The organism is Qipengyuania sp., from assembly GCF_048550555.1.
Lineage (GTDB): Bacteria > Pseudomonadota > Alphaproteobacteria > Sphingomonadales > Sphingomonadaceae > Qipengyuania.
The window spans coordinates 1-24,571 of sequence record NZ_JBLYYF010000021.1; the positions used below are offsets into that span (position 1 = coordinate 1).

General features: G+C 65.1%; 33 protein-coding genes and 1 pseudogene. 14 read left to right on the forward strand and 20 right to left on the reverse strand.

Features of this window, described 5'->3' with window-relative positions; translation table 11 throughout:
* The first annotated feature begins 232 nt into the window (after positions 1 to 232).
* From ACN4E0_RS05700 to ACN4E0_RS05715, 4 genes are all read left to right on the forward strand, one after another.
* Positions 233 to 442 (forward strand): cold-shock protein, encoded by a 210-nt coding sequence (locus ACN4E0_RS05700; protein ID WP_419566512.1) that lies wholly within the window; start codon positions 233 to 235, stop codon positions 440 to 442.
* Positions 443 to 515: 73 nt separating this feature from the next.
* Positions 516 to 710, forward strand: a complete 195-nt coding sequence (locus ACN4E0_RS05705; protein WP_419566513.1) for a hypothetical protein — start codon at positions 516 to 518, stop codon at positions 708 to 710.
* Positions 711 to 829: 119 nt separating this feature from the next.
* Entirely contained in the window at positions 830 to 1,048 is a 219-nt protein-coding gene (locus ACN4E0_RS05710) for a hypothetical protein (RefSeq protein WP_419566514.1), read from the forward strand.
* A 498-nt stretch (positions 1,049 to 1,546) separates the two neighbouring features.
* Positions 1,547 to 1,756, forward strand: coding sequence for a hypothetical protein (locus tag ACN4E0_RS05715; protein WP_419566515.1), 210 nt, complete (start codon positions 1,547 to 1,549; stop codon positions 1,754 to 1,756).
* A 104-nt stretch (positions 1,757 to 1,860) separates the two neighbouring features.
* On the opposite strand, the gene ACN4E0_RS05720 is transcribed toward ACN4E0_RS05715, so the two are convergent.
* Together ACN4E0_RS05720 and ACN4E0_RS05725 are read right to left on the reverse strand one after the other, a co-directional pair.
* Positions 1,861 to 2,232, reverse strand: a complete 372-nt coding sequence (locus ACN4E0_RS05720) for an MbcA/ParS/Xre antitoxin family protein (RefSeq protein ID WP_419566516.1) — start codon at positions 2,230 to 2,232, stop codon at positions 1,861 to 1,863.
* Between the two features lie 50 nt (positions 2,233 to 2,282).
* Positions 2,283 to 2,636 (reverse strand): hypothetical protein, encoded by a 354-nt coding sequence (locus tag ACN4E0_RS05725; RefSeq protein ID WP_419566517.1) that lies wholly within the window; start codon positions 2,634 to 2,636, stop codon positions 2,283 to 2,285.
* A 518-nt stretch (positions 2,637 to 3,154) separates the two neighbouring features.
* On the opposite strand from ACN4E0_RS05725, the pseudogene ACN4E0_RS05730 reads away from it, so the two are divergent.
* Positions 3,155 to 4,438 (forward strand): annotated as a pseudogene (locus ACN4E0_RS05730) (YifB family Mg chelatase-like AAA ATPase); the annotation flags it as partial.
* On the opposite strand, the gene ACN4E0_RS05735 reads toward ACN4E0_RS05730, so the two are convergent.
* Together ACN4E0_RS05735 and ACN4E0_RS05740 are read right to left on the reverse strand one after the other, a co-directional pair.
* Positions 4,435 to 5,127: an EAL domain-containing protein gene (locus ACN4E0_RS05735; RefSeq protein ID WP_419566547.1), complete on the reverse strand. Its 693-nt coding sequence runs from the start codon at positions 5,125 to 5,127 to the stop codon at positions 4,435 to 4,437. The pseudogene ACN4E0_RS05730 and the gene ACN4E0_RS05735 overlap by 4 nt on opposite strands.
* 166 nt (positions 5,128 to 5,293) lie before the next feature.
* On the reverse strand, positions 5,294 to 5,644 hold the full coding sequence (locus tag ACN4E0_RS05740; protein ID WP_419566518.1) for a hypothetical protein: 351 nt from the start codon (positions 5,642 to 5,644) through the stop codon (positions 5,294 to 5,296).
* Between the two features lie 238 nt (positions 5,645 to 5,882).
* Here ACN4E0_RS05740 and ACN4E0_RS05745 point away from each other — a divergent pair, with 238 nt between their 5' ends.
* Positions 5,883 to 6,707 carry a hypothetical protein gene (locus ACN4E0_RS05745; RefSeq protein ID WP_419566519.1) on the forward strand — a complete coding sequence of 275 codons (825 nt, stop codon included), beginning with the start codon at positions 5,883 to 5,885 and terminating at the stop codon, positions 6,705 to 6,707.
* A gap of 27 nt (positions 6,708 to 6,734) precedes the next feature.
* On the opposite strand, the gene ACN4E0_RS05750 is transcribed toward ACN4E0_RS05745, so the two are convergent.
* Positions 6,735 to 7,289: a winged helix-turn-helix transcriptional regulator gene (locus ACN4E0_RS05750; protein ID WP_419566520.1), complete on the reverse strand. Its 555-nt coding sequence runs from the start codon at positions 7,287 to 7,289 to the stop codon at positions 6,735 to 6,737.
* Between the two features lie 190 nt (positions 7,290 to 7,479).
* Between ACN4E0_RS05750 and ACN4E0_RS05755 the strand changes: the two genes are divergently transcribed.
* The gene (locus tag ACN4E0_RS05755; protein ID WP_419566521.1) at positions 7,480 to 7,821 is read left to right on the forward strand and encodes a CC_3452 family protein; all 342 of its coding nucleotides are present in this window, start codon (positions 7,480 to 7,482) and stop codon (positions 7,819 to 7,821) included.
* A gap of 75 nt (positions 7,822 to 7,896) precedes the next feature.
* Here ACN4E0_RS05755 and ACN4E0_RS05760 read toward each other — a convergent pair whose 3' ends face one another.
* From ACN4E0_RS05760 to hisB, 9 genes are all read right to left on the reverse strand, one after another.
* Positions 7,897 to 8,502, reverse strand: coding sequence for an HAD family hydrolase (locus tag ACN4E0_RS05760; protein ID WP_419566522.1), 606 nt, complete (start codon positions 8,500 to 8,502; stop codon positions 7,897 to 7,899).
* Positions 8,503 to 8,647: 145 nt separating this feature from the next.
* A complete protein-coding gene (ykgO, locus tag ACN4E0_RS05765; protein ID WP_050599643.1) occupies positions 8,648 to 8,773 on the reverse strand; it encodes a type B 50S ribosomal protein L36 in 126 nt (41 codons plus the stop codon).
* 266 nt (positions 8,774 to 9,039) lie between these two features.
* Positions 9,040 to 9,423 (reverse strand): histidine triad nucleotide-binding protein, encoded by a 384-nt coding sequence (locus tag ACN4E0_RS05770; RefSeq protein WP_419566523.1) that lies wholly within the window; start codon positions 9,421 to 9,423, stop codon positions 9,040 to 9,042.
* Positions 9,424 to 9,738, reverse strand: a complete 315-nt coding sequence (locus ACN4E0_RS05775) for a phosphoribosyl-ATP diphosphatase (RefSeq protein ID WP_419566524.1) — start codon at positions 9,736 to 9,738, stop codon at positions 9,424 to 9,426.
* A gap of 33 nt (positions 9,739 to 9,771) precedes the next feature.
* Positions 9,772 to 9,933: a hypothetical protein gene (locus ACN4E0_RS05780; protein ID WP_419566526.1), complete on the reverse strand. Its 162-nt coding sequence runs from the start codon at positions 9,931 to 9,933 to the stop codon at positions 9,772 to 9,774.
* A gap of 70 nt (positions 9,934 to 10,003) precedes the next feature.
* Positions 10,004 to 10,774: an imidazole glycerol phosphate synthase subunit HisF gene (gene hisF, locus ACN4E0_RS05785; protein WP_419566527.1), complete on the reverse strand. Its 771-nt coding sequence runs from the start codon at positions 10,772 to 10,774 to the stop codon at positions 10,004 to 10,006.
* Positions 10,771 to 11,499 carry a 1-(5-phosphoribosyl)-5-[(5-phosphoribosylamino)methylideneamino]imidazole-4-carboxamide isomerase gene (hisA, locus tag ACN4E0_RS05790; protein WP_419566528.1) on the reverse strand — a complete coding sequence of 243 codons (729 nt, stop codon included), beginning with the start codon at positions 11,497 to 11,499 and terminating at the stop codon, positions 10,771 to 10,773. Before hisA ends, hisF begins: the two co-directional genes overlap by 4 nt.
* Positions 11,496 to 12,122 (reverse strand): imidazole glycerol phosphate synthase subunit HisH, encoded by a 627-nt coding sequence (hisH, locus tag ACN4E0_RS05795; protein ID WP_419566529.1) that lies wholly within the window; start codon positions 12,120 to 12,122, stop codon positions 11,496 to 11,498. Before hisH ends, hisA begins: the two co-directional genes overlap by 4 nt.
* Entirely contained in the window at positions 12,115 to 12,708 is a 594-nt protein-coding gene (gene hisB / locus ACN4E0_RS05800; RefSeq protein WP_419566530.1) for an imidazoleglycerol-phosphate dehydratase HisB, read from the reverse strand. Before hisB ends, hisH begins: the two co-directional genes overlap by 8 nt.
* A gap of 114 nt (positions 12,709 to 12,822) precedes the next feature.
* Between hisB and ACN4E0_RS05805 the strand changes: the two genes are divergently transcribed.
* The 4 genes from ACN4E0_RS05805 to ACN4E0_RS05820 all read left to right on the forward strand — a co-directional run bounded on the left by ACN4E0_RS05805 (position 12,823) and on the right by ACN4E0_RS05820 (position 15,625).
* Positions 12,823 to 13,326: an SspB family protein gene (locus ACN4E0_RS05805; RefSeq protein ID WP_419566531.1), complete on the forward strand. Its 504-nt coding sequence runs from the start codon at positions 12,823 to 12,825 to the stop codon at positions 13,324 to 13,326.
* Between the two features lie 34 nt (positions 13,327 to 13,360).
* Positions 13,361 to 13,804: a hypothetical protein gene (locus ACN4E0_RS05810; protein ID WP_419566532.1), complete on the forward strand. Its 444-nt coding sequence runs from the start codon at positions 13,361 to 13,363 to the stop codon at positions 13,802 to 13,804.
* 61 nt (positions 13,805 to 13,865) lie between these two features.
* On the forward strand, positions 13,866 to 14,513 hold the full coding sequence (gene gmk / locus ACN4E0_RS05815; RefSeq protein WP_419566533.1) for a guanylate kinase: 648 nt from the start codon (positions 13,866 to 13,868) through the stop codon (positions 14,511 to 14,513).
* Between the two features lie 134 nt (positions 14,514 to 14,647).
* Positions 14,648 to 15,625, forward strand: coding sequence for a GGDEF domain-containing protein (locus ACN4E0_RS05820; protein ID WP_419566534.1), 978 nt, complete (start codon positions 14,648 to 14,650; stop codon positions 15,623 to 15,625).
* Positions 15,626 to 15,654: 29 nt separating this feature from the next.
* Here the strand turns inward: ACN4E0_RS05820 and ACN4E0_RS05825 are convergent, their stop codons facing one another.
* The 6 genes from ACN4E0_RS05825 to ACN4E0_RS05850 form a co-directional block, all read right to left on the reverse strand.
* On the reverse strand, positions 15,655 to 16,587 hold the full coding sequence (locus tag ACN4E0_RS05825; protein WP_419566535.1) for a hypothetical protein: 933 nt from the start codon (positions 16,585 to 16,587) through the stop codon (positions 15,655 to 15,657).
* A gap of 142 nt (positions 16,588 to 16,729) precedes the next feature.
* Entirely contained in the window at positions 16,730 to 17,626 is an 897-nt protein-coding gene (locus ACN4E0_RS05830; protein ID WP_419566537.1) for an SMP-30/gluconolactonase/LRE family protein, read from the reverse strand.
* A 12-nt stretch (positions 17,627 to 17,638) separates the two neighbouring features.
* A complete protein-coding gene (locus ACN4E0_RS05835; RefSeq protein ID WP_419566539.1) occupies positions 17,639 to 18,433 on the reverse strand; it encodes an SDR family oxidoreductase in 795 nt (264 codons plus the stop codon).
* Positions 18,434 to 18,574: 141 nt separating this feature from the next.
* A complete protein-coding gene (locus ACN4E0_RS05840) occupies positions 18,575 to 19,714 on the reverse strand; it encodes an acyl-CoA dehydrogenase family protein (RefSeq protein WP_419566540.1) in 1,140 nt (379 codons plus the stop codon).
* Between the two features lie 3 nt (positions 19,715 to 19,717).
* On the reverse strand, positions 19,718 to 19,981 hold the full coding sequence (locus ACN4E0_RS05845) for a hypothetical protein (RefSeq protein ID WP_419566542.1): 264 nt from the start codon (positions 19,979 to 19,981) through the stop codon (positions 19,718 to 19,720).
* A gap of 3 nt (positions 19,982 to 19,984) precedes the next feature.
* Positions 19,985 to 21,172: an acyl-CoA dehydrogenase family protein gene (locus tag ACN4E0_RS05850; protein ID WP_419566543.1), complete on the reverse strand. Its 1,188-nt coding sequence runs from the start codon at positions 21,170 to 21,172 to the stop codon at positions 19,985 to 19,987.
* A gap of 177 nt (positions 21,173 to 21,349) precedes the next feature.
* Here ACN4E0_RS05850 and ACN4E0_RS05855 point away from each other — a divergent pair, with 177 nt between their 5' ends.
* The 3 genes from ACN4E0_RS05855 to ACN4E0_RS05865 form a co-directional block, all read left to right on the forward strand.
* Positions 21,350 to 22,210: an SDR family NAD(P)-dependent oxidoreductase gene (locus ACN4E0_RS05855; RefSeq protein WP_419566544.1), complete on the forward strand. Its 861-nt coding sequence runs from the start codon at positions 21,350 to 21,352 to the stop codon at positions 22,208 to 22,210.
* Positions 22,210 to 23,646 (forward strand): MFS transporter, encoded by a 1,437-nt coding sequence (locus tag ACN4E0_RS05860; protein WP_419566545.1) that lies wholly within the window; start codon positions 22,210 to 22,212, stop codon positions 23,644 to 23,646. Before ACN4E0_RS05855 ends, ACN4E0_RS05860 begins: the two co-directional genes overlap by 1 nt.
* Before the next feature lie 75 nt (positions 23,647 to 23,721).
* Positions 23,722 to 24,571, forward strand: an 850-nt coding sequence (locus ACN4E0_RS05865) for an acyl-CoA dehydrogenase family protein (RefSeq protein WP_419566546.1), incomplete at its 3' end; no start/stop codon positions are given.

Consider the following 24,571-nt stretch of genomic DNA (forward strand, 5'->3'; position numbering starts at 1 on the left):
CCCTCAGCGGGCGATCAACCTCCCAAGGAACCGCAGGTAAATTGAGCGAGCTGCACGTTTCTATGACGCCGTGGCCTTGAATTTCGTATAAAAATCCACATCTGAATGTTAGCTACCAGTCGCAATCGACGGTCATCGCTTTCACAATTGGAAGCTCTCTCCTTCAGTTTCGTCTCTTAGTCGCAGCCGGGTCAATTCTGGCGCGCTGCAAGCTCGTTCGAAGGAATGACAGATGACGCATTACGGCAAGATCAAGAGCTACGACAGCAGCTCGGGCACTGGCTCGATCACGCCTGAAAAGGGGGGTGACGCGCTCCGCTTCAAGAAGGCAGACCTGCAGCAGGAAGGCCAAGTGCCAAAGGTCGACGAGCGTTTCAGCTACGACACCAGTGAAGTCGATGGCGGCAAGAAGAGCGCCGTGAACCTGCAGCAGCAGGGCTAACGCCGATGGTAGAGCCGGGGATCAACACCCCGGCTCTTTCTCGCTGCCCTTACGAGGATTTCCCGCTATGCCGATGAACCAATTTCTCTTCGATCACCAGCTTGCTGCCATGAAGGTCGACCGCTCTGGGTCGGCTGAAGAGCGCAAGGAAGCCTTCGAAGCGATGGGAAATCGCGCAAAGCGGATTGCGAACTGGCGAAAAACGAATGGTCTCACAGATCTTGGATCGCCTCGTGACGAACGTCCTCCTCCACATGAGGCCGGATAAGGTTCCTACCGCTCCCGCCGCAACGCCTGCCAATCAGACTAGAGCGGGCAATTGGGGAAACGAGGACAGATCGCTCTCGCCCGATCGACCAAGCGCTTTACCCGAAGAGTCATAGGGTCATGCCGTATTATCGATTTCATCAATCACAAGAACCTGCGGTGGCCATCACTGATGACCGATCCGGGGCAAAACTTCCCGACATAGGTTCGGTATGGAAGGCTGACGGCCTCACTAAAGTCGTCGTCGGCGGTAGGCAAAGGTTTGGCGTTGAGCCAGCGGAGATTATCGCCTCAATCGAACGCGACGGGTTCTATCTTGCATCCCTGCAAGGCAAATAGCTCAAAGCTCTCAATATTCTCAACAAGTCTCACTGAAGGCAGGGCCAAAATGCGTCAGTTCGAAATACATATGCCGGACATTACGGCTAGACGGCTTTGGGATCAGCTGGACGCAGACGGCCTGCGCGACTGTGGGCGCAGCATGGTAATCGTGGAGTTCGATGAACTGGGCCGAGCCGAGGACGCACTTCTCTTGGCAGAGGGTAGCGGCGAATTTCTCGCTGAGATTTATGCTGTCCGAGGCATGTAACCTCCACCTTGTAACATATGACCTTAGACAGCGTCAGCTAACCACCCATAATCGGACATTGGCGGTGCTCATTACCGGAGCAAAGCTGCCGGTCTGCTTTCAGGCATCCGCAGGGAAAGCCTGAACGTCCGAAATGAGGGCGCAAAGCGGACACAAAATAGAGGTTTCCGAGCACTCTGAAAGGTTGATTCCTCTGACAACCTCTGTGAGCAGTTTTCATCGATTAGTTCTCTGAGCTACAAGGAACCATGGTCGATAAGCGCCTCTATTTCAACGTCGAGGAGCGACGAGCTGAGAAGCAAAAGTCGCGTGAAGAAGACGCGCGCCGTTTGGCGGCAGGAGAAGTTACCAAAGAAGAGTTGGGGCGTGAGAACCGACTTTTCTCAAGCCCTATAATTTCGAACATGCGGATTTTCAGGCGCTTCGGCAATAAGACTGAACCGCCGAGTAAAAAGTAAGACGAAGGCTGTTTTTCAGACTTCGAGAAGGAGGTCGCCAGATGCATATCTCTTTCAAACTGGTGACTTCATTGGACCCGGCGACGCTAATTTGGCGTTCGGGCTCAACCGTTCAATTCAGCATCGAGATACTTTCGGACAACATAGAGGTCGCTGACGTTGCCAGCTGTCATCCTTTTTAGCGCACTGTGTCCGCCGAATATCGGAGCTTTGTTGGGTTTGCGCATCCAAACATTCGCTCGCTCTGGTATCGGCAGAAGAATGTTAATCGCTTTGAAAATGCCCAGAATGTAGGAGATCCGCTCAAGAGTATCTTTACTTACATCTGGGCCCTCCTCGTTTGCCCAAGCATCTACTACGTCGTGATCGGTCTGTCCGAGCAACCGTAACATTTCGATGTCGTTGAGCTCCCACAGTTTCGCGATTTCGAAGAACGCACGCAAACCAACGCGCCCATTGTCTCTTTCTCGACTCAATGGTTACCCCTTCCAGTTTTATAATTCGGGGCGAAAGCCATGGCAGGAACTCATAGAAAACGTTCGGCCTTTGGACGGCGTTCGTCCCTCGGCTCATTCAGCAAGAGCTTGGGCAGCACCTTGTCGATGAACCGATCTACGGCTTGCACTTCATTGAGCTGGCGGATGTCATCGGCCATCTCTTCGAAATATCTGGCTGAAACGTCGGAAGGAACATCCTTCAGGACACCTTTAAGCCACCTAGACAGCCAGCGTCGATAACGCTCGCGGCAGGGGACGGGATCAGTCCAAGTAGTGAACCAATTCGCCGGTCGGGGTGGCGGTTCATAGATTGGATCATCGGCAGCTTGCTTTACCGCTTCTGCAAGCATTTTACCCCATCCGCGATTTCCCTTGAGAGCCATCCGCCCCTCCTTTGAATTGAGGGGCGCCGGCAAGAAGCCGGGTGTTCGTAACCTGAGCTCTCGCCAAGGCGCCGCCGCCTTTAGGCGAGCCTTGGACATGCGCGACGGCCACCCGGCCGCAAAGCTTAGCGGCCGACCGAGAACATCAGAGGTTACGAAGCCCCACCGCCGGGACTCACCGGCGGCGCGCAATGGGTCGCAGAAGCATTATGAGGATGCAATAGGCATCCCCAAACTTCCAGAAGATGGTCAACATCTTCCTGTGGTGATGACGATCGTTATCGCTGTGAGAGATGCAATTTAGCAGACGCCTGCTAGCCCGCTGCTCGCGCAGCGGGTCCAAGGCCTTACGCCGCGAGGTCCCGCCACGAGTTGGCCCGAACCTCCACAAGGTGGTGGGGTTCCGGCTCGTGCCAACTCGCCTCAATGGCCGAGTGGGACATTTTAGCTTTGCGCAATCAGAGGGCTAAGAAGGAAAATAATGTATGTGCAGAGTAGCTATACGGAGGGCAGTAGTCGAAAGGTCGCATTACGATCTGCCGATCGCGCTGGCGCTGCTCGCGGCGATGGGTGTGACCGATGCCGAACAGCTGGGGGACTGGATCGCGGTGGGCGAGCTGGCGCTCGATGCGCGGGTCGTGCCCTCGCCCGGCGTGCTGCTCGCCGCGATCCATGCGGGCGCGGAGGATCTCGGGCTGATCTGCCCGAGGGCGCAAGGCGCCGAGGCGCGCTGGGCGAGCGAGGTTCCGGTCTGCGCCGCGCCCGACCTCGCCAGCCTGCTCAACCACCTGAAGGGCACGCAGCGCCTGCCCGATCCCGAGCCCGGCGTGGTCGAGAGCGAGGCGCCGGGCGGCGATCTCCGGCAGGTCAAGGGGCAGGAGACCGCCAAGCGCGCGTTGGAGATCGCCGCTGCGGGCGCACACAATCTGCTGATGATCGGCCCTCCGGGCGCGGGCAAGTCGCTGCTCGCGAGCTGCCTGCCGGGCATCCTGCCGCCGCTGTCGCCTTCAGAGGCGCTCGAAGTCAGCATGGTGCAGTCGGTCGCCGGGACGCTCGAGGAAGGGCGCATCAGCCGCACCCGCCCGTTCCGCGCGCCGCATCATTCGGCGAGCATGGCGGCGCTCACCGGGGGCGGGCTGCGCGTGAAACCGGGCGAGGTCAGCCTGGCGCATCTGGGCGTGCTGTTCCTCGACGAATTGCCCGAATTCCAGCGCGCGGTGCTCGATTCGCTGCGCCAGCCGCTCGAGACCGGCAAGGTCGATGTCGCGCGCGCCAATGCGCATGTAACCTTCCCGGCCAATGTCCAGCTGGTGGCGGCGATGAACCCGTGCCGTTGCGGCCACCTGGGCGACGCGGCGCTTGCCTGCAGCCGCGCGCCGCGCTGCGCCGCCGATTACCAGAGCAAGGTATCCGGCCCGATGCTCGACCGGATCGACCTGCATGTCGAAGTCGATCCGGTCAGCGCCGCGGACCTCGCCCTGCCCCCGCCCGCCGAGGGGAGCGAAGAGGTCGCCGCGCGCGTCGCCGCCGCGCGAAGGCGCCAGACCGACCGCGCCGAAGCGAGCGGCGCACGGACCAATGCCGAGCTCGACGGCGATGCGCTGGAGGAATTCGCCGGTCCCGACGAGGCGGGCCGCCAGCTGCTGATGCAGGCCGCCACCGCGATGCGGCTATCGGCGCGAAGCTATACGCGAATGCTGAGAGTCGCCCGGACGATCGCCGATCTTGCTGGTGTCGAGCAGGTCGGCCGCATCCATATCGCCGAAGCGCTGAGCTATCGCAGGCAGCCCCCGCGCGCCTAGCCGACCGGCTCGGGCACCGGCAAGCGACGCAAGGCGGGGCGCGCGATCAGATATCCCTGGAGATAGCGCACCCCGATCGCGCGCAGCGCATGGTATTCGGCAGCGGTTTCGATTCCTTCTGCAATCGTAACCATGCCCAGCGATGCCGCCAGTTTCGCCATGCTCTCGACGATCAATCTGCGCGGCCGACTGGAATCGATGCCGCGGATCAATTCCATGTCGAGCTTGAGGAAGTCGGTCTGAAACCGCGCAAGGAGGCCGAGCCCCGCGTGGCCGGCGCCGAAATCGTCGATCGCCGTAGCAAAGCCGAGTTCGCGATAGGCCTCGACGATCGCGCCGACATGGGCGGTGTCGGCCATTTCCTCGTTCTCGGTGAATTCGAAAAGCAGACGCTCGGGAGGAAACCCCGTGCGGCGCGCCGTCTCGAGCGTCAACTGGATGCAGGCGAGCGGCGAGTAGACCGCATTGGGCAGGAAGTTGATCGACAGCCGCGCGCCGGTATCGACAATCCCGGCGGCAACCGCCCCCTCGATCGCGGCGACACGGCATTGCTGGTCGAAGGCGTAGCGATTGTCGGGCGTTACTCGGGACAGCACCTCGGCCGCTCCCTCACCGTTCGAGCCGCGAACCAGCGCTTCGAAAGCGAAGGGGCGGCCCGTTTCGGCATCGATTATCGGCTGGAACGCCATCGCAATATCGAAGGCATGGCTTTCCGCCCTGCAGCCCTGGCAGCCTCTAGGCACGCGTCGCTCCCCTTGCCGTCTGATCGGTCAATTCAAGATAATAAGCGGCGGCAAACAAAAGAGAAACCGTGCGACCGCTGCCAATCCCCATGCAGTTTCCGCAAGGCCGGCTTCAACCGCCCTCGCTCAGGTCGAGGTTGAGCTTGACCGTTTCGTGCTCGGCCTCGCCCTCGAACTTCTTGAGGAAATCCTCGATCGGCACCTGCTGCCCCTTGTCGACCAATGGAGTGGCCTCGCCACCGAGGCCCCCACGCATCTCGTCGGGAGTCATCCGGACATGGACATAGGGCACCCAGACCTCGCCGAATTCGGCCTGCTGGTACCACACGTCGAGGATGTCGTAGGACGCCCACTGCCCGCTCGGCTCGCGCAGGCGGATGCCCTCGCCGATGCGCGGCACGGTCAGCGCCTTGATGCGATGCACACTCTGGTGCGTTTCGTTCTGGACTTCGATTTCGATCACTAGGCAGGTCCGGCGCAGGGCATGTGGAATCGGTGGTGCATGGACTTATCGCAGCGACGGGTTGAGATCGTTTTAACGATGACGTCACGGTGCCACGGGGTCGTTGCGCCAGGCCGGGGCGCAGGCTCCGCTTGTCACGGCGGCGGAAATCGCCCATGCGGGCGGCCGTGGGGCATGCATCGAAGACCGGCCATGCCGGTGGACCGCCGAGATTCAACCGCGAATTCGCCATCCAGTCGTGACCGCCCCCGCCAATCCGCCCATCAATCCGGTCGCCTCGCTGCGCCAGCGCTATGGCGATCTGCCCCGCGGCGTGCGCGAGCGGCTGCCGGCGATCGCGCTCACCATCGCGATCGAAGTGCTGCTGGTCCTGACGCTGCTGTCGCTCGGCTCGGTCAAGCGCGAGGTGGTGGCGATGACCGATACGCTGGTCGCCTTCACCACCCCCGCCGCGCAGGAGGATGAGGCCGAGGACACGCCTGCCCCCGCGCCTGCCGAGCAGCCGCAGGCGGAACAGGCCGAGCCGACGCCGTTGCAGCCTCAACCGGCGGAGGAGGCCGCACGCCGGCCGTTGTCACCGCCGCTCCCGGCGCCGCGACCGATCCTGCGCAACGACTTCTCGCTGGAAAGCGTGCCGCAGGCCGCTCCGCCCGCGCCCGCGGCCAAGCCCCGGGCCTATGGCCCCGCCTTCACCCCCTCACCCGGCGACACGCCGCGAATCGCGGGCAGCGGCCCGAACGGCGAGCCGCTCTACGCCGCGCGCTGGTACCGGCAGCCCTATGACGACGAGCTGGCGGGCTATCTCTCGACGACGCAGGGCCCCGGCTGGGGGCTGATCGATTGCCGTACGGTGGCCGACTATCGCGTCGAGGATTGCGTCGTGGTGGCCGAATCGCCGCAGGGATCGGGCATCGGCAAGGCGGTCCAGGCGGCAGCGTGGCAATTCAAGGTCCGCCCCCCGCAGCGCGGTGGACGCCCGATGGTCGGCGAATGGGTGCGGATCCGGATCTATTACGAGATCGACCCGGGCGACGCGGCGCGGCGGCGGTTCCGCAGCGACTAGGTGGCCAAGCGCTTCCGGCGCCGCGAGTCAGGCGGCGTTCTGCGCCTTGCGCATGCTGGCGATGTCGATCACGCGGCCGCGCCCGATCGCCGGGCCGGCTTCGGCCCTGGTCCCGTCGGCACGAATGCCGAGGCTGTCGCGCTCGACGAGATGGAGATCGGCGGGCCCCAGAATACGGCCGTCATGGCTGAGTATCGAGGTCGGGCCGATCGGCAGACGGTCGCGCTCGTCCACCAGCACGGGGTTTTCCACCACTTCTGCACCGTATTTCTGGCCCCATTGGCGCAGCGCGACCATCGCAGGCAGCAGATCGAGCCCCTTGTCGGTCAGCCGGTACTCGATCTTGCGCTTGTCGTCGGCGCAGGGATCGCGTTTGAGGATGCCGTGGCTGACCAGCTTGGCGAGTCGGTTGGAGAGGATGTTGCGGGCAATGCCGAGCTCGCTGAGGAATTCCTCGAAATGATGCAAGCCATTGAAACTGGCGCGCAAAATCATGAAGGACCATCGCTCGCCCATGACTTCGAGCGCTTGCGGCAGGCCGCATTCGGTCAGTTCGCGGAGCGGTTCGCGCAGGTCACCCATAAAATCAGTCCTCTTTCGGCAACCTATCCTCTCTAGCGCAAAATCGGCCTTTGCCAAATTATTCAGAATATGGGTTGCATTGAGAAACCCATTATCCTAGAGAGGCGTTCAGCATTAGGTTGCAATTTGCAACTTAAGTGCATAAACCTCAATCTCTGTTGAGATAATTGCAACACGGAAGGGCCTCCCCATGACCTCCATCCTCTCTCGCGCAAGCCATGTCGGCGTCTTCGCCGCTGCCCTCGCCTACACCGGCCTGACCTTCGGCGCTCTCGCACCGACCGCGGCCGAAGCCAAGTCGAACGGCTATTTCTACACCGTCGAACTCGCACAGCCGGTCGAAACGGCGACCACGACCGTCGCCGGCGGCGTCGCATGGGCCTGCAAGGGCACTACCTGCGTCGCCAACAAGGGCAGCTCGCGCCCGCTGCGCATGTGCCGCGAACTGCAGCGTGAGCACGGCGCGATCACCGCTTTCACCGCCAATGAGGAAGCGCTCGACGCCGACAAGCTGGCGCAGTGCAACAGCTGACCACGGATCACCCCACCCCTCTCCATCGGGTGGCCGACTACGGGCCCCGGCGAACCGTCGCCGGGGCCCTTTTTGTTAGATGAGCCCCCGCTCCGCGAGATCGACCTCGAGCCGTTCCGCACCGGTGAAGTGGTGGACCTGCCAGCCGCCCGCCGCCGCGGCGTCCACATTGGCGCGATTGTCGTCGATGAAGAGCATCGCGGTTGCGGGCAGGCCGAAGCGCCGCTCGGCCAGCGCGAAGATCGCCGGATCGGGCTTGGCCAGCTTCTCCTCGCCCGAGACCACGATGTCGCGGAAGCGCTCGAAGATCGGCGCGGTCGGGCGGAAGCCGGCCCAGAAGTCGGCCCCGAAATTGGTGATCGCGAACAGCGGCACCCCCGCCTCGTCGAGCCGTTCCACCAGCGCATGGCTGCCCGGGACCGGACCGGGAATGGTCTCGTTGAAGCGTGTCGCATAGGCGCGGATTTCGGCTTCGAATTCGGGATGGAGCGCGATCCGCTCGGGCACCATCTCGGCGAGCGGGCGCCCTTGGTCGTGCTCGAAGTGCCATTCCTCGGTGACGACCTCGCCGAGCAGCTTTTCCAGCCGGGCCTCGTCCGCGACGATCTTCGCGAACAGGTGGCGGAGCTGCCACTGGTAAAGCACACGGCCCACGTCGAACACGACGGCTTCGATCGTCATCGGAACTCCCTTGGCGGGTTGGCTGAGGCAGGCTTGCTGCGACGCCGCGCCACTACGCCCGCCCCAAACACGAACGGCCCGCGCTCCTCATCGGAGCCGGGCCGGTCGAACAACGCTTCCGCCCGCAAGCGAGCGGAGCCGCGAATTAGCCCTGGCGGGCCTTGAAGCGACGGTTGGTCTTGTTGATGACGTAGGTGCGCCCGCGGCGGCGGATGACGCGGCAATCGCGATGGCGGCCCTTGAGCGACTTGAGGCTGTTGCGAATCTTCATGGTGTCTCTCGTCAAATAAATACGCGCCGGAAATGGGGTCCCGACGCGCGAAATCAAGCGCGCCGTTACCCCTGGCCGGGGATTCGGTCAAGGACTGAGTGAGACTTTGCCGGGTGCGCCGACGACGTCCGTCGCCGACTTACGGCTGCACCGGCCCACTCGCCCACCCATAGATTACCGTGCCGTGGGCGGCCGGGTGGGGGCGTGGGCCGGTGCCGAAAGGTCAGGACGGAGGTCCTGACCGCACGCAACAGATAGCTCGATGCTTACCCGCGCTTCCAGATCATCGGCCCGAGCGGCTGCCCGCCGAAGATATGGACGTGGAGGTGCGGCACTTCCTGCCCGCCATGCGCCCCCACATTGGCCATCATCCGGTAACCCGGCTCGACCAGCCCCTTGTCGCGCGCGACCTGCCCGACCGCGCGCACGAAGCCGGCGATCTCCTCCGCGCTCCCGCGGGCGCTGAAATCGTCCCAGCTGACATAGCGCCCCTTGGGCACCACCAGCGTGTGGACCTCGGCCTGCGGGTTGATGTCCTCGAAGGCGTAGGCCCATTCGTCCTCATAGACCCTGGTCGAGGGGATCTCTCCGCGCAGGATCTTCGCGAAGATATTGTCGTCGTCATAGGGCAGCGTCGGATCGATCGGCATCTACTGGGTCCTCCCGGCTTTCTCATCGAGTCCCGACGTCCCCTCGCGCCGGTCGAGCTCGGCCAGCACGTCGGCGAAGGGAATATCCCGCGCATCGAGCGCCACGAGCAGGTGGAAGAGGATGTCCGCCGCCTCCCCCGCGAGCTCGGCGTCGCTACCCGAGAGCGTCGCCACCGCCGCTTCGACCCCTTCCTCGCCCAGCTTGCGCGCGATCTGCGGCAGGCCCTTGGCATGAAGGCTGGCGACGTAGCTTTGCGAGGGGTCGGCCCGGCGCCGTTCGGCGATGGTCCGTTCGAGGCGGGATAGCGTGTCCATGGCCCGCGCTATGCACGGGGCCCGCGCCCAGCGTCAATCTCCGCTGCGGCTCACCAGGAAGCGGCCGATCAGCACACCCGCCAGCCCGACCGCGACCAGCGTCAGCGTGCTCGGCTCGACCAGCCGCGCGGCGATGCCCGCGGGGCCGCCGAGATCCGCGAATTGCGCGGCCAGAGAAATGAACTGGCTGGTCATGCCCGCTGCTTATCATTTGACGTGATATACCGCATGAACGGCGAGCGCGCCGTCCCGCGGCGAGACGGTATCATCCGCGCGCGGGCAGGCCCGCCGCGCGCAGGGCGGCATGCGCCTCGGCAATGGTGTGCTCGCCGAAATGGAAGATCGAGGCGGCGAGCACGGCGCTGGCATGGCCGCGCGTCACCCCTTCGACGAGATGATCGAGCGAGCCGACCCCGCCGCTGGCGATGACCGGCACCGAAACCGCGTCGGCGATCGCGCGGGTCAGTTCGACGTCGTAGCCCGCCTTGGTGCCGTCGCCGTCCATCGAGGTGACAAGCAATTCGCCCGCCCCCAGCTCGGCCAAGCGGATGGCGTGCTCGACCGCGTCGATCCCGGTCGGCTTGCGCCCGCCATGCGTGTAGATTTCCCAGCCGCGGACCGAACCGCTGGTCGAGGCGCGCGCATCGACGCTGGCGACGACGCACTGGCTGCCGAACTTCTCGGCGATCTCGCGCACCAGCTCGGGCCGCGAAACGGCGGCGGAATTGACCGCCACCTTATCCGCCCCCGCGAGCAGCAGCGCGCGCGCATCCTCGACGCTGCGCACCCCGCCGCCGACGGTCAGCGGCATGAAACAGACCTTGGCGGTGCGCTCGACCATGTCGAGCAGCGTCCCGCGCCCTTCGTGGCTCGCCGAGATGTCGAGGAAGCAGAGCTCGTCCGCCCCGGCGGCGTCATAGGCCTTGGCCTGCTCGACGGGGTCGCCGGCATCCTTGAGATCGATGAAATTGACGCCCTTGACCACGCGCCCGTCGCGCACGTCGAGGCAGGGAATGACGCGGATACGAACGGTCATGCGCGCGCCGCCACTCGCAGCGCCGCAGCCAGATCGAGCCGGCCATCGTAGAGCGCGCGCCCGGTGATCACGCCCTCGATCCCGTGCGGCGCGAATTGCGCGAGCAGGTCGATGTCGATCAGCCCCTTGACCCCGCCGCTGGCGATCACCGGTATGTCCACCTGCCGCGCCAGCCCGACCGTGGCATCGATGTTGACCCCGGTGAGCAGCCCGTCGCGGCCGATATCGGTGAACAGCAGCGCGGCGACGCCCGCGTCCTCGAACCGCCGGGCAAGGTCGATCACCGGAACGTCGGAGACCTCCGCCCAGCCCTCGGTCGCGACCATGCCGTCGCGTGCATCGACCGCGACCACCACGGCGCCGGGATGCTCGCGCGCCATGTCCTTGACGAATTCGGGGTCCTTGAGCGCGGCGGAGCCCATCACGACACGGGCGACGCCCGCCGCGAACCAGCCCTCGACATCGGCGCGCGTGCGGATCCCGCCGCCGAGCTGGACCCGGCCAGGGAAGGCCTCGACGATCGCCTCGACCGCGCCGCGGTTCTGCGCCTCGCCTTTGAACGACCCGTCGAGATCGACCACGTGGAGATGCGTCGCCCCGGCCTCGGCGAACTGCCGCGCCTGCGCCGCCGGATCGTCGCCATAGACGGTCGCGCGGTCCATATCGCCTTCGGCAAGACGGACGACCGCGCCGGCCTTGAGATCGATCGCGGGAAATACGATCACGGCTTCCACTCCAGAAACTTGCTCATCAGGTCGAGGCCATAGGCCTGGCTCTTCTCGGGATGGAACTGCACCCCGGCGATATTGTCGCGTCCGACCGCGGCGACCAGACCGCCGCCATGGTCGGTCATCGCCAGCACGTCCTCGTGGTGGCGGGCGCGGAAATGGAAGGAATGGAGGAAATAGGCCTCGCCCGCGGCGATGACCTCGTGCCCGCGCGCATGCGGCAGCGGGGCGACGTCGTTCCAGCCCATGTGCGGGACCTTCACGCTGGTGTCGGTCGGTTCGATCAGCCGCACCGTGCCTTCGATCCAGCCGAGCCCGCTGGTCTCGCCATGCTCGAGCCCGCGCGTCGCGAGCAGTTGCATGCCCACGCAGATGCCGAGGAAGGGCGCGCCGCCGACGAACACGCGTTCGTGCATCGCCTCGATCACGCCCGTTTCGGCGCGCAGCCCCTCGGCGCAGGCCTTGAACGAGCCGACCCCGGGCAGGACGATCCGGTCGGCCGCGCGCACCACGTCGGGGTCGGCGGTGACCCGGACCTCGGCGCCGACCTTGCGCAGCGCGTTCTCGACCGAGTGCAGGTTCCCCGCGCCGTAATCGACGAGGGCGACGATCTCAGCCACCGAGCTGGCCCTTCGTGCTCGGGATCGCCCCGCCCTTGCGCGGGTCGACCTCCACCGCGGCGCGCATCGCGCGGGCGAAACCCTTGTAGATCGCCTCGCAGATATGGTGGTTGTTGGTGCCGTAGAGCAGCTCGACATGCAGCGTCAGCCCGCAGGTCTGCGCGACCGAATGGAACCAGTGCTCGATCAGCTCGGTGTCCCACTCGCCGAGCTTTTCCTGGCTGAAGCCAGCCCGCCAGACGAGGTAGGGACGCCCCGAAATGTCGAGCGCGACCCTCGCCAGCGTTTCGTCCATCGGCGAATAGGCGCTGCCGTAGCGCGCGATGCCGCCCTTGTCGCCGAGCGCGGCGGCGAGCGCCTGGCCGAGCGCCAGCGCGCTGTCCTCGGTCGTATGATGCTGGTCGACATGGAGGTCGCCATCGACCTTCATCGTCACGTCGATCAGCGAATGCTTGGCGAACTGTTCGACCATGTGATCGAGAAAGCCGATGCCGGTGGCAACTTCATAGCGTCCCGAGCCGTCGAGATCGACCTCGACGAGTATCCTGGTTTCCGCGGTGTTGCGTTCGATCCGTCCTGTGCGCATGCCGATCGCGCTAGAGCGACGCGCGGCACTGCGCAAGAAAATGCGCCCCTGTGCGGGGTACAGAGCCGCTAAAACGGCTTGACCAGGCCCGCCGCCCACTCCACCTAAACGGGCATGAGCGACGACACGCCCGACAGCCTGATCCCCTATGATTCCATCGTGCAGGAAGCCTTGCGCGCAGTGGTCGGCCGCGTGCTCGGCGAAATAGAGCAGGGCGGCGGCGATCTGCCCGGCGCGCACCATTTCTACATCACTTTCAAGACCCACGCCCCGGGCGTCTCGATTCCGGCGAATTTGCGCGAGCGGTTCCCCGACGAGATGACGATCGTGCTGCAGAACAAGTTCTGGAACCTGAACGTGCGCGAAGACGGTTTCGCCGTCGGCCTGTCGTTCAACCAGGTGCCGGCAGAGCTCGACATCCCCTATGCCGCGATCACCCAGTTCGTCGATCCGGCGGTCGATTTCGGGCTGCAGTTCCAGGCCACCGTAGCCGACATGGCGCCGGCGCAGACCGAGCACCCCGACAATGACGGATCGGAACAGGGCGGTAGCGAGGCCGTTAAAGGGGCGGACGACGGTTCCAACGTCGTCACGGTCGATTTCGGCCGCAAGAAGTAGGCGCCGGGCCGATCCCGGCAGAGCGGGGCAGGACATGGCGAAACGCGGGCCGAGCGGCAAAGGCAAAGCACAGCATCTGACCGATACGATGGGCAAGGCGCTCGAACGGATCACCGACGAGCAACCCTCGGTGCCCGATCCGGTCCCCGGGCCCAGCCCCAATCCCGCCACCAATCTGATCATTCACGACATCATGCTGCGCAGCGCCGGGCGCCTGTCGCGCATGGCGGTCGAGAAGGCGGTGCTCGGAAAACAGTACGGCAAGCAGTTCGCCAAGGACGCGGTCGAAAACCGCAGCGTGCTGCAGACGCTCGCCGCCTATGGCGTGACCAAGGTCGCGACCCGATCGGTCCCCGGCGCGGTGGTGGTGGGCACCGGCCTTGTGCTCAAGGTGCTGTTCGACCGCAGCCAGTCGAAGCGCAAATCGCGTCGCGAGGGCGACCGGCAGTTGCGCAAACAGGCGAAGCGCGCGGACTAGAATTGGCGGCATCGACGGCGCAGGGGTTGATTTGCCGCCCCGCCATGCGGCAACAGCGCGCATGGCCGAATCCACCGACAGTCCCGACAAACTCGCCCGCCGCGGGCTGATGTTCATCCTCTCCTCGCCCAGCGGGGCGGGCAAGACCACCATATCGCGCAGGCTGCTGGGCGCGGACGATGAGATCAGCCTGTCGGTCAGCGTCACCACGCGTCCACCCCGCGCCGGCGAGAAAGACGGGGTGCATTACTATTTCGTCGACGACGCCGAGTTCGACCGGATGGTCGAGGAGGACGATTTCTACGAATGGGCGCCGGTCTTCGGCCACCGCTACGGCACGCCCAAGGGCCGTATCCGCAATGCGCTGAAGGAAGGGCAGGACTTCCTCTTCGACATCGACTGGCAGGGCACGCAGCAGCTCTACCAGAAGGACCAGCAGGACGTGGTCCGGGTCTTCATCCTGCCGCCGAGCATCGCCGAGCTCGAACGCCGGCTGCGCGGCCGCGGGACCGATAGCGACGAGGTGATCGCCGCGCGCATGGAGCGCGCCCGCGCCGAAATCAGCCACTGGGACGCCTATGACTATGTGGTCATCAACGAAGACGTCGACAGCTGCTTTGCCAAGGTGCGCGAGATACTCGACGCGGAACGCATGAAACGCCAGCGACAGACCGGGCTGATCCCTTTCGTGCGCGAACTGATGGCCTGAGAACGGCCGAACACTCTCTCTGCGAGGCTCGTCCTGGATGCGAATTGTCAATCTTTACGCGCTAGCGCTAGAACAGCACCGCGCCATTCGGCGCGAAATCGAGGATCCGGGAATACAGGGTAGCGATGTCCGCGATGGAGTTTGACGAAGGCGCGAAGACCTTGGCTTTTCTCAAGAGTCATCGCCTGCCGCCGACCCCCCAGAACTATACGCTGGCCTATATCGCGCTGCACGATCGCGGCTCGCCGATCGCGCTGGCGATCAAGGCCATTACCGACGAGGGGTTCCGCATCAAGCAGGAGGAGGTGGACACCATCTTCGAGCGGCACGGCGGCCTTGCAATCTTCGGCCTGCAGGAACGCGCCAATATCTCGCTCGCGACGCAGCTGCGTCACCAGACGCTCAAGATCAGCGAGCTGACCTCCTCCGCCGCCGATGCGACGGGCGCCTTCGCCCGCGAGCTCAGCGAAGAAGCCGATGCCTTTTCCGGCGACAATGCGAACGCGCTTTCGATCGTGACCAAGATGGTCGAGCATTCGCTGCAAGCGCAAAGCCGCCTGACCGCCGCGGTGCAGGAAGTGAAGTCGCTGCGCGAGGAACTGGAGGCGGCGCGCAACGACGCCCATCGCGACGAGCTGACCGGCCTCGCCAACCGCCGCGCGATCGACGCGCTGCTCGCCGAACTGGCGGACAAGGGCGAAGCGCGCGTCATCGCGCTGTGCGACATCGACAATTTCAAGTCGGTCAACGATCGCTACGGCCACAGCGTCGGCGACCGCGTGATCAAGCTGGTCGCCAAGACGCTGGAGGAAACCTGCGCGCCGCATTTCGTCGGGCGCTGGGGCGGCGAGGAATTCATCGTCATCATGCGCTCGCGCGACTTCAAGGGCGGCGCGAAGCTGCTCGACAAGGCACGGTTCGAACTCGCGGAAAAGGAATTCAAGCTGCGCGAGACCGACGAGCCGATGGGGCTCCTCTCCTTCTCGGGCGGCGTCGCGCTGGCCACGGGCGGGCGCGAGGCGAACGCCGCCACGCTCAAGGCGGCCGACGAGGCGCTCTACCGGGCCAAGTCCTCGGGCCGCAACTGCGTCATCTGCACCGAGGAATTCTGACGCCGGCCGGCGCGCCCGGCTGGACCGCCCTATCTGCCGGCGATCAGCGAGCCGATGAATTCCGCGCCGTCTTCATCGAGCACGTCGAAGATCAGGAAGGCTTCCTCGCGATTGGGGCCAGCAAGCGTGCCAGCGAAACCGCCCTTGAACCCGTAGGTCGTGTCGTCCGATACACCGGAAAAATATCCGCTCGAACCGATGGTCGCGGAGAACGGCAGCGCCGCGCGCTCGACCGGCGAGCCGTTGACCGTCTCGAAGATGCGAATCTTCCCGGTGATCTTCTTGTCGCTCGCCGTCACCACGAGGTCGGTCGCCGAAGCGAAATAGACGCCCGCCGCGGTCGTGCCGGAGGTGCCGCCGGTCACCTGCGCGGTCCCGGTATAGGTCAGATTGGCGGAAATCGCGTCGGTGGTGGTCACCGGATTGAAGAACAGCGCGTAGCGGAAGCTGCGCAGCGTGCCCGGCACGGTGTCGAGGACATAGGATTGCGCATGCTGGTAGGACACGCGCAGGACGTGCTCGAACGGCAGTTCCATCCGCAGGACGTCGCTGCCCTTGCGATAGACGCGCAGGACGTCCGAAGCGCTGTCGAGATCGGCCGCGACGAAGCTCGGGATCTCGAACGGATCGGGCCAGTCGTAGGCCACGCTTTCGGGTGCCACGGCATAGACGATCTCGCTCGTCCCGTCGCGGCGAGAGCCATCGCTCCAGGTTTCGTCGCCCGAGGTCGGCTTGAAATAGGCGAAGACGTAGGACGCATTCGTGACCTGCGTGGTGAAGGCCTTGGTGAAGTCGAAGTCCACCGGTGCCTGCGTCGGAGTCGGCGTCGGGGTGGGTGTCGGCGTGGCCGTGCTGGTGGGCGTCGGGGTCGGGGTCGGCGAGGAGTCGCCGCCGCCGCCGCAGGCGGTGATCAGGAGGCAGCCGAAGGCCGCGCTGGCAAGAAGAATGGATTTGCGATGCATGAAACGGGACCCTCTGCCGCAGGCCGAGAGGCCTGCCTGTGAACTCTTGCGGACTGATTAGCGTCGAGGATCGGCGCTCGCCAAGCGCTTTCCCCACCGAACCCCCGAAAAATCCGATCAGTTGCGCATCATCGCCGTGTGGTCAGGGGCGCCCCGCGCGCGGAGCACTCACCTCGCAGGCATAGATGCGGCCGGCCTTCTCGGCGCTGGCGACCTCGCGGTGCGAACTCGGGGCGACGAGCATGAACAGCGTCCGCCCTTCGGCACCGCCGAGCATGCAGGCGTAGCAATTGAGTCCCGCGGTCTCGATCGTTTCGAGCACCTCGCCGCCCTCTCCGATGCGGACGCACCGGGGGGCAAGCGGATCGGCGATCCAGATCGCACCCTCGGCATCGAGGCAGATGCCATCGGGAAGATGCGGTGCCGTGGTGGCCCAGATGCGGCGGTTCGACAGCGTGCCGTCCGCACCGATGTCGAAGGCGGTCAGCTGCGCCGCCAGCGTTTCGCCCACCACCAGCGTCTTGCCGTCGGGCGTGATGACCGTGCCGTTGGGAAAGCCGAAGCGTTCCTCCCCCGCCGCGGAACGGACCGAACCGTCGGCCTCGACCAGAGCGATCGGCGTCGTCGGATGATCGGCCAGCACGCTCTCGGGCCCGCGCGAAGACAGCTCCGCATCGAGATCGAAGCCGAAATTGCCGACATAGGCACGTCCCTCCGCATCGACGACCAAGTCGTTGCACCAGAAGGTCGCGATGCCCGACAGGTCGGCGTGACATTCCAGCCTGCCATCGGCCCAGCGGCGCCAGACCTCCTGCGCCTGCATCTTGACGAAGAGCAGCGATCCGTCGGGCATCCAGCCGAGGCCCGAGGATTGCTCCTCCCCCTCGAGCTGGAGCTCGACGCGCATGTCGCCGCCGTCCTCGCCGACCGAATAGATCCGGTGGGCGTAGAAATCGGAGAACCACAGCCGTCCCCCATGCCAGCGCGGACCTTCGGCGAAATGGATGCCGTCGGCTACGAGACGCAGGGTGCGGGCCATGGGCTTACTCCATCAGGGTTGCGCGAAGTGGCTCGGCAGCAGGGCGTTGACGATGCCGCCATCGACGGTGAGCGTCTCGCCGATCGTATAGTCGCCCGCGCGGCTGGCAAGGTAGACCGCCGTGCCGCCCATGTCGAACTTGTCACCCACGCGCTTGCTCGGGATGCCCGCGGCCGATTGCTCCTCGTGATCGCGCGCCGCGCGGTTCATGTTCGAGGGGAAGGCGCCGGGAGCGAGGCTGGTGACGTAGACGTGGTCCTTGACCAGCCGCGCGGCCATGCGTCGCGTCAGGTGGATCAGCGCGGCCTTGGAAGCCTGGTAGCTGTAGGTCTCCCACGGATTGACGCGCTGGCCGTCGATCGAGGTGATGTTGATCACCTTGGCGGGCTTGTCGGCGCTGGCGGCGGCGGTCAGCAGCGTGTGCAGCTTCTGCGTCAGGAAGAAGGGCGTCTTGACGTTGAGGTCCATGACCTTGTCCCAGCCGCTCTCGGGAAATTCGAGGTAGTCGACACCCCAGGCCGCGCCGGCATTGTTGACGAGGATGTCGAGCTTGTCCTCCTTGGCGGAGATTTCGGCGACCAGTTCGTCGATCCCTGCGATGGTCGAGATATCGCCCTGGATCGGGATCACACGCTCGCCCAGCTCCTCGGCGGTTTCATGCAGTTCGCCGCCCTTGCGCGCGGTGATGTAGACACGGTCGATCCCGGCGGCGAGGAAACCCTCGACGATCATCCGGCCGATGCCGCGGCTGCCGCCGGTGACAAGCGCGACGCGCCCCTTGAGGCTGAACAGGTCTTCGAGGGTCATTTCATTCTCTCCCTATACTCCCCGCCCGCAAACGGGAGGGGCAGTGAGACTTGGCAGCTTGCTGCCTAGTCGCAACGGGGTGGGTTCTCGGCGTTCGCCGCGCCCACCCCCGACCCCTCCCGCACGCGGGAGGGGAGAGGCCTAGTAGCCGCTCAGCTCCGCCACGCGTCCGGCGTGGTAATACTGGTCGCCGAGGAACTCCTGCAGCGCGCGGTCGCGCTTCATGTAGAGCCCGATGTCGTATTCGTCGGTCATGCCGATGCCGCCATGCATCTGCACGCCTTCGCGCACCGCCAGGCCCGCAACCTTGGCGACCTTGGCCTTGGCGACCGAGGCCATCAGGTCGGCCTTCTCGCTGCCCGCATCGAGCAGCTGCGCCGCCTTGATGGTGACCGCGCGAGCGATCTCGACTTCCGAATAGAGATGCGATGCGCGGTGCTGCAGCGCCTGGAATTCGCCGATTACCTTGCCGAACTGCTTGCGCTGCTTGATGTAGTCGACGGTCATGTCCATCGCACCGCGGGCCACGCCGACGCCCTCTGCCGCGGAGCCGACGCGGCCCGCCATGAGCATCGCGTTGAGCACCTCGCGTCCGCCGTCGACCTCGCCGATCACGGCATCGCCGTCGAGCTCGACACCGTCGAAGGTGATATGGCTTGCCATCGAACTGTCGACCAGGCGGACGCTGTCGTGGCTCATGCCCGCGGCATCCTGCGGCACGGCGAACAGCGTCACGCCGTCGGTGTCACTATCGCTGCCCGAAGTGCGCGCGGCGACCACGATCATCTCGCTGCTCGCGCCATAGACGACGAAATCCTTCTTGCCCGACAGCTTGAAGCCGTTGCCCGAACGCTCGGCCTTGCAGGCGATCGTCTCGGGGCGGTGCTTGCGGCCTTCGTCCACGGCGACGGCATAGACCTTCTCGCCCGCGATCAGATCGGGCAGCCAGCGGCCCTTCACATCGTTGCTGCCGTGCTTGAGCGCCGTCACGGCGAGCACGGAGGAAGACAGGAAGGGCGATGGGGTCAGATTGCGGCCGATTTCCTCGAGCACGATGTTCGCCTCGACCTGGCCCATGCCCAGCCCGCCGTCGTCCTCGTCCACCAGCATGCCGGTGAAGCCCATTTCGGCGAACTGCTTCCACAGCCCGTGGCCGAAGCCGTCCTTGCAATTGCGGTCGCGCCAATGGCGCAGCTGGTTCTTGATCGAACCTTCCTCGGCCATGAACTGGCTGGCGGTTTCGGCCAGCATCGTCTGGTCGTCGTCGTAATAGAGAGGCATCGATCAGTCCCTCGAAAGTTTAAGGCTGTCGAAGAAATGTTCGACTAGGCCAGTTAGATAGCGGTTCGCGTATTCAGCCACATCAGGATCTGGCGACTCAGCATTTGCAAATTTCATCGTCAAAGCCCTCTCTCTTATGCTGAAAAGAGTGCCCTCGGGATCATGGCTCTGTTCGATAACCTCGGCGAGTACTGAGACCAGAACTTTCCGCATGGCTTGATGCTTGAGTTCATCCTCGAACTCAGGATCTAGGCTGATCTCAGCCATCGATCAGGCTCCCGGCAGGCCGAGAATACGCTTGGAAATGACGTTCAGCATGACTTCGGAGGTGCCCCCCTCGATGCTGTTCGCCTTGGTGCGGAGCCAGTTGCGCGAGGGCTTGCCGCCGCCGGTGTCCTCGCTCTCCCATTCGAGCGCGTGGCTGCCGCCGGCGGCCATGATCAGCTCGTGGCGACGCTTGTTCAGCTCGGTGCCCGCGTATTTCATCATGTTGGGCTGCGCGGGATGCGCCTTGCCGACCTTGATCTCGTCGAGGAACTTCTCGCCCATCGCCGCATAGGCCAGGGCATCGACGTCGAACTGCGCCAGCTCGGCACGCAGCACGGGGTCGATCTCGCCATTGGCGCGGGTGAGCGCCGCGCCGATCGCGCTGGTGCGGTCGCCGCCGTCGGCGCCGGAAATCATCTCGCGCTCGTGGCCGAGCAGATACTTGGCGACATCCCAGCCGCGATTGACCTCGCCGACATAGGCGGGAACGTCCTCGCCATAGTTCTTGGGTACCGTCACATCGTCGAAGAAGGTTTCGCAGAAGGGGCTGTTGCCGCTGATCAGCAGGATCGGCTTGGTCGACACGCCTTCGCTGGCCATGTCGTAGAGCATGAAGGTGATGCCCTGGTACTTGTTGGCCTTGTCGGTGCGGACGAGGCAGAAGATCCAGTCGGCCTTGTCGGCATAGGAGGTCCAGATCTTCTGGCCGTTGACCACCCAGTGGTCGCCCTTGTCCTCGCCGAATGTCTGCAGGCTGACGAGGTCCGAACCCGAGCCCGGTTCCGAATAGCCCTGGCACCAGCGGATCTCGCCCCGGGCGATCTCGTTGAGGAAGCGCTGCTTCTGGCCCTCGGTGCCGAAGTGGAGCAGTGCGGGGCCGAGCATCCAGATGCCGAAGCTCGACAGCGGCGGGCGCGCGCCGATGCGGCTCATTTCCTCGCGCAGGACCTTGGCCTGTGCCGGGGTGAGGCCCGCGCCGCCATAGGCCTTGGGCCAGGCGGGCACGGTATAGCCCTTGTCGCGGCAGGCCTCGAACCAGGCCTTCTGCGCATCGTTCTTGAAGCTGGCGTTGCGGCCGCCCCAGTAGATGTCGTCCTCGTCGCGGACGGGCTCGCGCATTTCGGGTGGGCAATGGGCGTCGAGCCAGGCGCGCGTTTCGGCGCGGAAGGCCTCCAGGTCGCTGTCGGACATTGGCCGAATCCTCTCTTCTAAAGCAGCGGTATGTTGACGCTTACGTTAGGGTGATTCGCCCCATCCATGCAAGGCCGCTCGCGGGAGGCGCCGGTGCCGTAACGTCAGCCGGATTTCGTTGACGCGCCCCCCTGCTCCCCTAAGCTGGCGGCGGAGAAATTCGGGGAGAGAGTAGGCATGCGATTCTCGGGCAAGACCGTGGTCGTGACGGGTGCGGCATCGGGTATCGGTGCGGCGGCGACCGCGCTGTTCGCGCGTGAGGGCGCCGTGGTTTTCGCCAGCGACATCGACGTCGAAGGCGGCGAGAAGCTGGCGCGCGAAACCGGGGGCGATGTCCGCTTCCTTGCCTGCGACGTGTGCGACCCGGCCGCGATCAAGGCGCTGATGGACCGCGCCGCCGAGGAGACCGGCGGGATCGATACCGTGTTCAACAACGCCGGCGCGGGCGGCGCGCGCCCGAACATCGCGGAGATCGAGCCCGACGAATGGGACCGCACGATGGACCTGCTGCTGCGCTCGGTGGCGTTCGGCATCCGCTACGCCGTGCCGCATATGAAGGGCCGCAAGGGAGCGAGCGTCGTCAATGTCTCGAGCGTCGCCGCGGTCGGCCCGGGCTATTCGCCGACCGCCTATGCGGTGGCCAAGGCGGGCGTGCTGCACCTGACCAAATGCGCCGCGACCGACCTCGCGCAGCACGGCATCCGCGTGAACGCGGTCCAGCCGGGCTTCATCAACACCAATATCTTCACTGCCTCGCTCGACATCCCCGACGAGGTCAAGACCCAGGCCAAGGCGATGATCGCGCAGATGTCGTCCAATGCGCAGCCGGTGGCGCGCGGCGGCCTGCCGGTCGACATCGCCAATGCAGTGGCCTTCCTCGCCAGCGAGGAGGCCGGCTTCATGACCGGCGCCTCGCTGATCGTCGACGGCGGGCTGACACTCGGGCCGCGGCATAGCTGGGACCCCGAGGAAGGCGGCGCCTTCGAGGCGCTGATCGCGCTCGAGGAGCAGATGAAGGCGGCGCAGCAGACCGCCTGATGCCCTTCGTCACCGGTCCCCTTCCCCAGCGCCTCAAGCTGGTCCACGGCTTCGGCGCCGTCGCCTTTGGCGTAAAGGACTCGGGTTTCAGCTTCTTCCTGCTGATCTTCTACAACCAGGCGCTGGGCATGGACGCGGGCACCGTCAGCCTCGCGCTGGCGCTGGCGCTGGTGGTCGATGCCTTCGTCGATCCGCTGCTCGGCAATCTGTCCGACCGCACCTGGTCGCGCTGGGGCCGGCGCCTGCCCTGGCTCTATGCCGCGCCGATCCCGCTCGCCTTCGCCTGGGTATTCCTGTGGCACCCGCCCGGCGGCGATACGCCGGCTTTCTGGGAACTGCTCGCAGTCGCGGTCTCGGTTCGCGTGCTGCTTTCGGCCTGCGAGGTCCCTTCCGTTAGCCTGCTGCCCGAGATCACCGCCGATTACGACGAGCGCACCACGCTGTTCCGCTATCGCTACCTGTTCGGCTGGTGCGGCGGATTGGTGATGATGTTCCTCGCCTATTTCGTCTTCATGCCCGGCCCCGAAGGCTTGCTGCAGCCGGACGGCTATTTCTGGTTCGGCCTCGTCGGCGCCATCCTGATGGTCGTCTCGGTGCTAGGGTCGGCGCTCGGCCAACACAGCCTCGTCGCGGGCTACCCCGAGACCAAGGCCCCGCCCTTCAGCTGGCGCGGCGCCTTCGGCGAGATCGTCGACGCCTTCAGCGAAAAGGCCTTCCTGATCTTCGCCGCGGGCGCGCTCGCCGCCTATGTCAGCCAGGGGCTCACCTTCTCGCTGACCAACTATCTCAACATCTTCGTCTGGCAGTTCGATACGGCCGAACTGCGCATCTTCCCGATCATCCTGTTCCTCTCGGTGGTGTTGATGTTCTTCATCGTCGGGCCGATGCATCGCCGCTGGGGCAAGCCGAAGAGCGCGGTCATCGGTGCGCTCGGCTCGCTCGGCGTGATCCTCGTTCCCTTCGCGCTCTACCTGAGCGGCCACTGGCCGACCGTCGGATCGACCACCAGCGCCGCGCTGTTCTACTGCTTCCTGCTGGTATCGAACACGCTGGGCGTGGTGGTGATGATTTCGGGCAGTTCGATGATCGCCGAGATCGTCGAAGCCTATCAGGAGCGCACCGGACGCCGCGCCGAGGGCAGCTTCTATTCAGGCAACTGGTTCGTCCAGAAATGCGCCACCGGCGGCGGCATCCTGCTCGGCGGCCAGGTGATCGCGCTGTCGGACCTTCCCGCCAAGGCCGTACCCGCGAGCGTGGCGCCCGAAGTCGTGACGCAGATGATCCTGCTCTATTGCGGATCGATCACCGTTCTCGGGCTGATCGCCGCCTATTGGCTCGGGCGCTTCCCGATCGACCGCGCGCAGCACGAGGCGCGGCTCGCCGCGCTCGACGCCGCGGCCCGCGCGGATGTCGATGCGGCGGTCACCCCGCCCTGATTAACCCTTGGCGCGGCGCCGCTGTCGTGCCAGTTTCCTAAAGCAACGGAATCGAGAGAGAAGAGGACAGGAACGATGGATTTCGAACCGACAGAACGGCAAGCATACTGGCGAGACCGGGTGAAGAACTTCATCGACGACCACATCCGTCCCGCCGTCCCGACCTACAAGCAGCAGGATGCCGAGGGCGATCGCTGGAAGGTCATTCCGGTGGTCGAGGAGCTCAAGGCCAAGGCCAAGGCCGAGGGCATCTGGAACCTCTTCATGCCGCCGCGCAACGACGGCCACCACCATGTCGAGGAAACCTACGAGTTCGAAGGTCCCGGCCTGACCAATCTCGAATACGCGCTCTGTGCCGAGGAGATGGGCCGCGTCGGTTTCGCGTCCGAAGTGTTCAACTGCTCGGCGCCCGACACCGGCAACATGGAAGTGTTCCATCGCTACGGCACGCGTGCGCAGAAGGACAAATGGCTGACCCCGATCATGAACGGCGAGATCCGCTCCGCCTTCCTCATGACCGAGCCCTTCACCGCCTCCTCCGACGCGACGAACATCGAAACCCGGATCGAGCGCGACGGCGACGAATATGTCATCAACGGCCGCAAGTGGTGGTCTTCGGGCCTCGGCGATCCGCGCTGCAAGGTCTCGATCGTCATGGGCAAGACCGACTTTTCCGCCGGCCGCCACGCCGCCCAGTCGATGCTGCTGATGCCGAACGACGCGCCCGGCGTGAACATCATCCGCCACCTGCCCGTGTTCGGTTACGACGACGCGCCGCACGGCCATATGGAGGTCGAGCTGAAGGACGTGCGCGTCCCGGTCGACAACATGCTGCTGGGCGAAGGCCGCGGCTTCGAGATCGCGCAGGGCCGCCTCGGCCCGGGCCGCATCCACCACTGCATGCGCACCATCGGCGTGGCCGAGG

Excerpts from the sequence above, each read along its gene's own strand:
- ACN4E0_RS05700 (WP_419566512.1), top strand. The coding sequence starts at position 233 with ATGACGCATTACGGCAAGATCAAGAGCTACGACAGCAGCTCGGGCACT.
- ACN4E0_RS05705 (WP_419566513.1), top strand. The coding sequence starts at position 516 with ATGAACCAATTTCTCTTCGATCACCAGCTTGCTGCCATGAAGGTCGAC.
- ACN4E0_RS05710 (WP_419566514.1), top strand. The coding sequence starts at position 830 with ATGCCGTATTATCGATTTCATCAATCACAAGAACCTGCGGTGGCCATC.
- ACN4E0_RS05715 (WP_419566515.1), top strand. The coding sequence starts at position 1,547 with ATGGTCGATAAGCGCCTCTATTTCAACGTCGAGGAGCGACGAGCTGAG.
- ACN4E0_RS05725 (WP_419566517.1), bottom strand. The coding sequence starts at position 2,636 with ATGGCTCTCAAGGGAAATCGCGGATGGGGTAAAATGCTTGCAGAAGCG.
- ACN4E0_RS05735 (WP_419566547.1), bottom strand. The coding sequence starts at position 5,127 with ATGGCGTTCCAGCCGATAATCGATGCCGAAACGGGCCGCCCCTTCGCT.
- ACN4E0_RS05750 (WP_419566520.1), bottom strand. The coding sequence starts at position 7,289 with ATGGGTGACCTGCGCGAACCGCTCCGCGAACTGACCGAATGCGGCCTG.
- ACN4E0_RS05755 (WP_419566521.1), top strand. The coding sequence starts at position 7,480 with ATGACCTCCATCCTCTCTCGCGCAAGCCATGTCGGCGTCTTCGCCGCT.
- ACN4E0_RS05760 (WP_419566522.1), bottom strand. The coding sequence starts at position 8,502 with ATGACGATCGAAGCCGTCGTGTTCGACGTGGGCCGTGTGCTTTACCAG.
- ykgO (WP_050599643.1), bottom strand. The coding sequence starts at position 8,773 with ATGAAGATTCGCAACAGCCTCAAGTCGCTCAAGGGCCGCCATCGCGAT.
- ACN4E0_RS05770 (WP_419566523.1), bottom strand. The coding sequence starts at position 9,423 with ATGCCGATCGATCCGACGCTGCCCTATGACGACGACAATATCTTCGCG.
- ACN4E0_RS05775 (WP_419566524.1), bottom strand. The coding sequence starts at position 9,738 with ATGGACACGCTATCCCGCCTCGAACGGACCATCGCCGAACGGCGCCGG.
- ACN4E0_RS05780 (WP_419566526.1), bottom strand. The coding sequence starts at position 9,933 with ATGACCAGCCAGTTCATTTCTCTGGCCGCGCAATTCGCGGATCTCGGC.
- hisF (WP_419566527.1), bottom strand. The coding sequence starts at position 10,774 with ATGACCGTTCGTATCCGCGTCATTCCCTGCCTCGACGTGCGCGACGGG.
- hisB (WP_419566530.1), bottom strand. The coding sequence starts at position 12,708 with ATGCGCACAGGACGGATCGAACGCAACACCGCGGAAACCAGGATACTC.
- ACN4E0_RS05805 (WP_419566531.1), top strand. The coding sequence starts at position 12,823 with ATGAGCGACGACACGCCCGACAGCCTGATCCCCTATGATTCCATCGTG.
- ACN4E0_RS05810 (WP_419566532.1), top strand. The coding sequence starts at position 13,361 with ATGGCGAAACGCGGGCCGAGCGGCAAAGGCAAAGCACAGCATCTGACC.
- gmk (WP_419566533.1), top strand. The coding sequence starts at position 13,866 with ATGGCCGAATCCACCGACAGTCCCGACAAACTCGCCCGCCGCGGGCTG.
- ACN4E0_RS05820 (WP_419566534.1), top strand. The coding sequence starts at position 14,648 with ATGGAGTTTGACGAAGGCGCGAAGACCTTGGCTTTTCTCAAGAGTCAT.
- ACN4E0_RS05825 (WP_419566535.1), bottom strand. The coding sequence starts at position 16,587 with ATGCATCGCAAATCCATTCTTCTTGCCAGCGCGGCCTTCGGCTGCCTC.
- ACN4E0_RS05830 (WP_419566537.1), bottom strand. The coding sequence starts at position 17,626 with ATGGCCCGCACCCTGCGTCTCGTAGCCGACGGCATCCATTTCGCCGAA.
- ACN4E0_RS05835 (WP_419566539.1), bottom strand. The coding sequence starts at position 18,433 with ATGACCCTCGAAGACCTGTTCAGCCTCAAGGGGCGCGTCGCGCTTGTC.
- ACN4E0_RS05840 (WP_419566540.1), bottom strand. The coding sequence starts at position 19,714 with ATGCCTCTCTATTACGACGACGACCAGACGATGCTGGCCGAAACCGCC.
- ACN4E0_RS05845 (WP_419566542.1), bottom strand. The coding sequence starts at position 19,981 with ATGGCTGAGATCAGCCTAGATCCTGAGTTCGAGGATGAACTCAAGCAT.
- ACN4E0_RS05850 (WP_419566543.1), bottom strand. The coding sequence starts at position 21,172 with ATGTCCGACAGCGACCTGGAGGCCTTCCGCGCCGAAACGCGCGCCTGG.
- ACN4E0_RS05855 (WP_419566544.1), top strand. The coding sequence starts at position 21,350 with ATGCGATTCTCGGGCAAGACCGTGGTCGTGACGGGTGCGGCATCGGGT.
- ACN4E0_RS05860 (WP_419566545.1), top strand. The coding sequence starts at position 22,210 with ATGCCCTTCGTCACCGGTCCCCTTCCCCAGCGCCTCAAGCTGGTCCAC.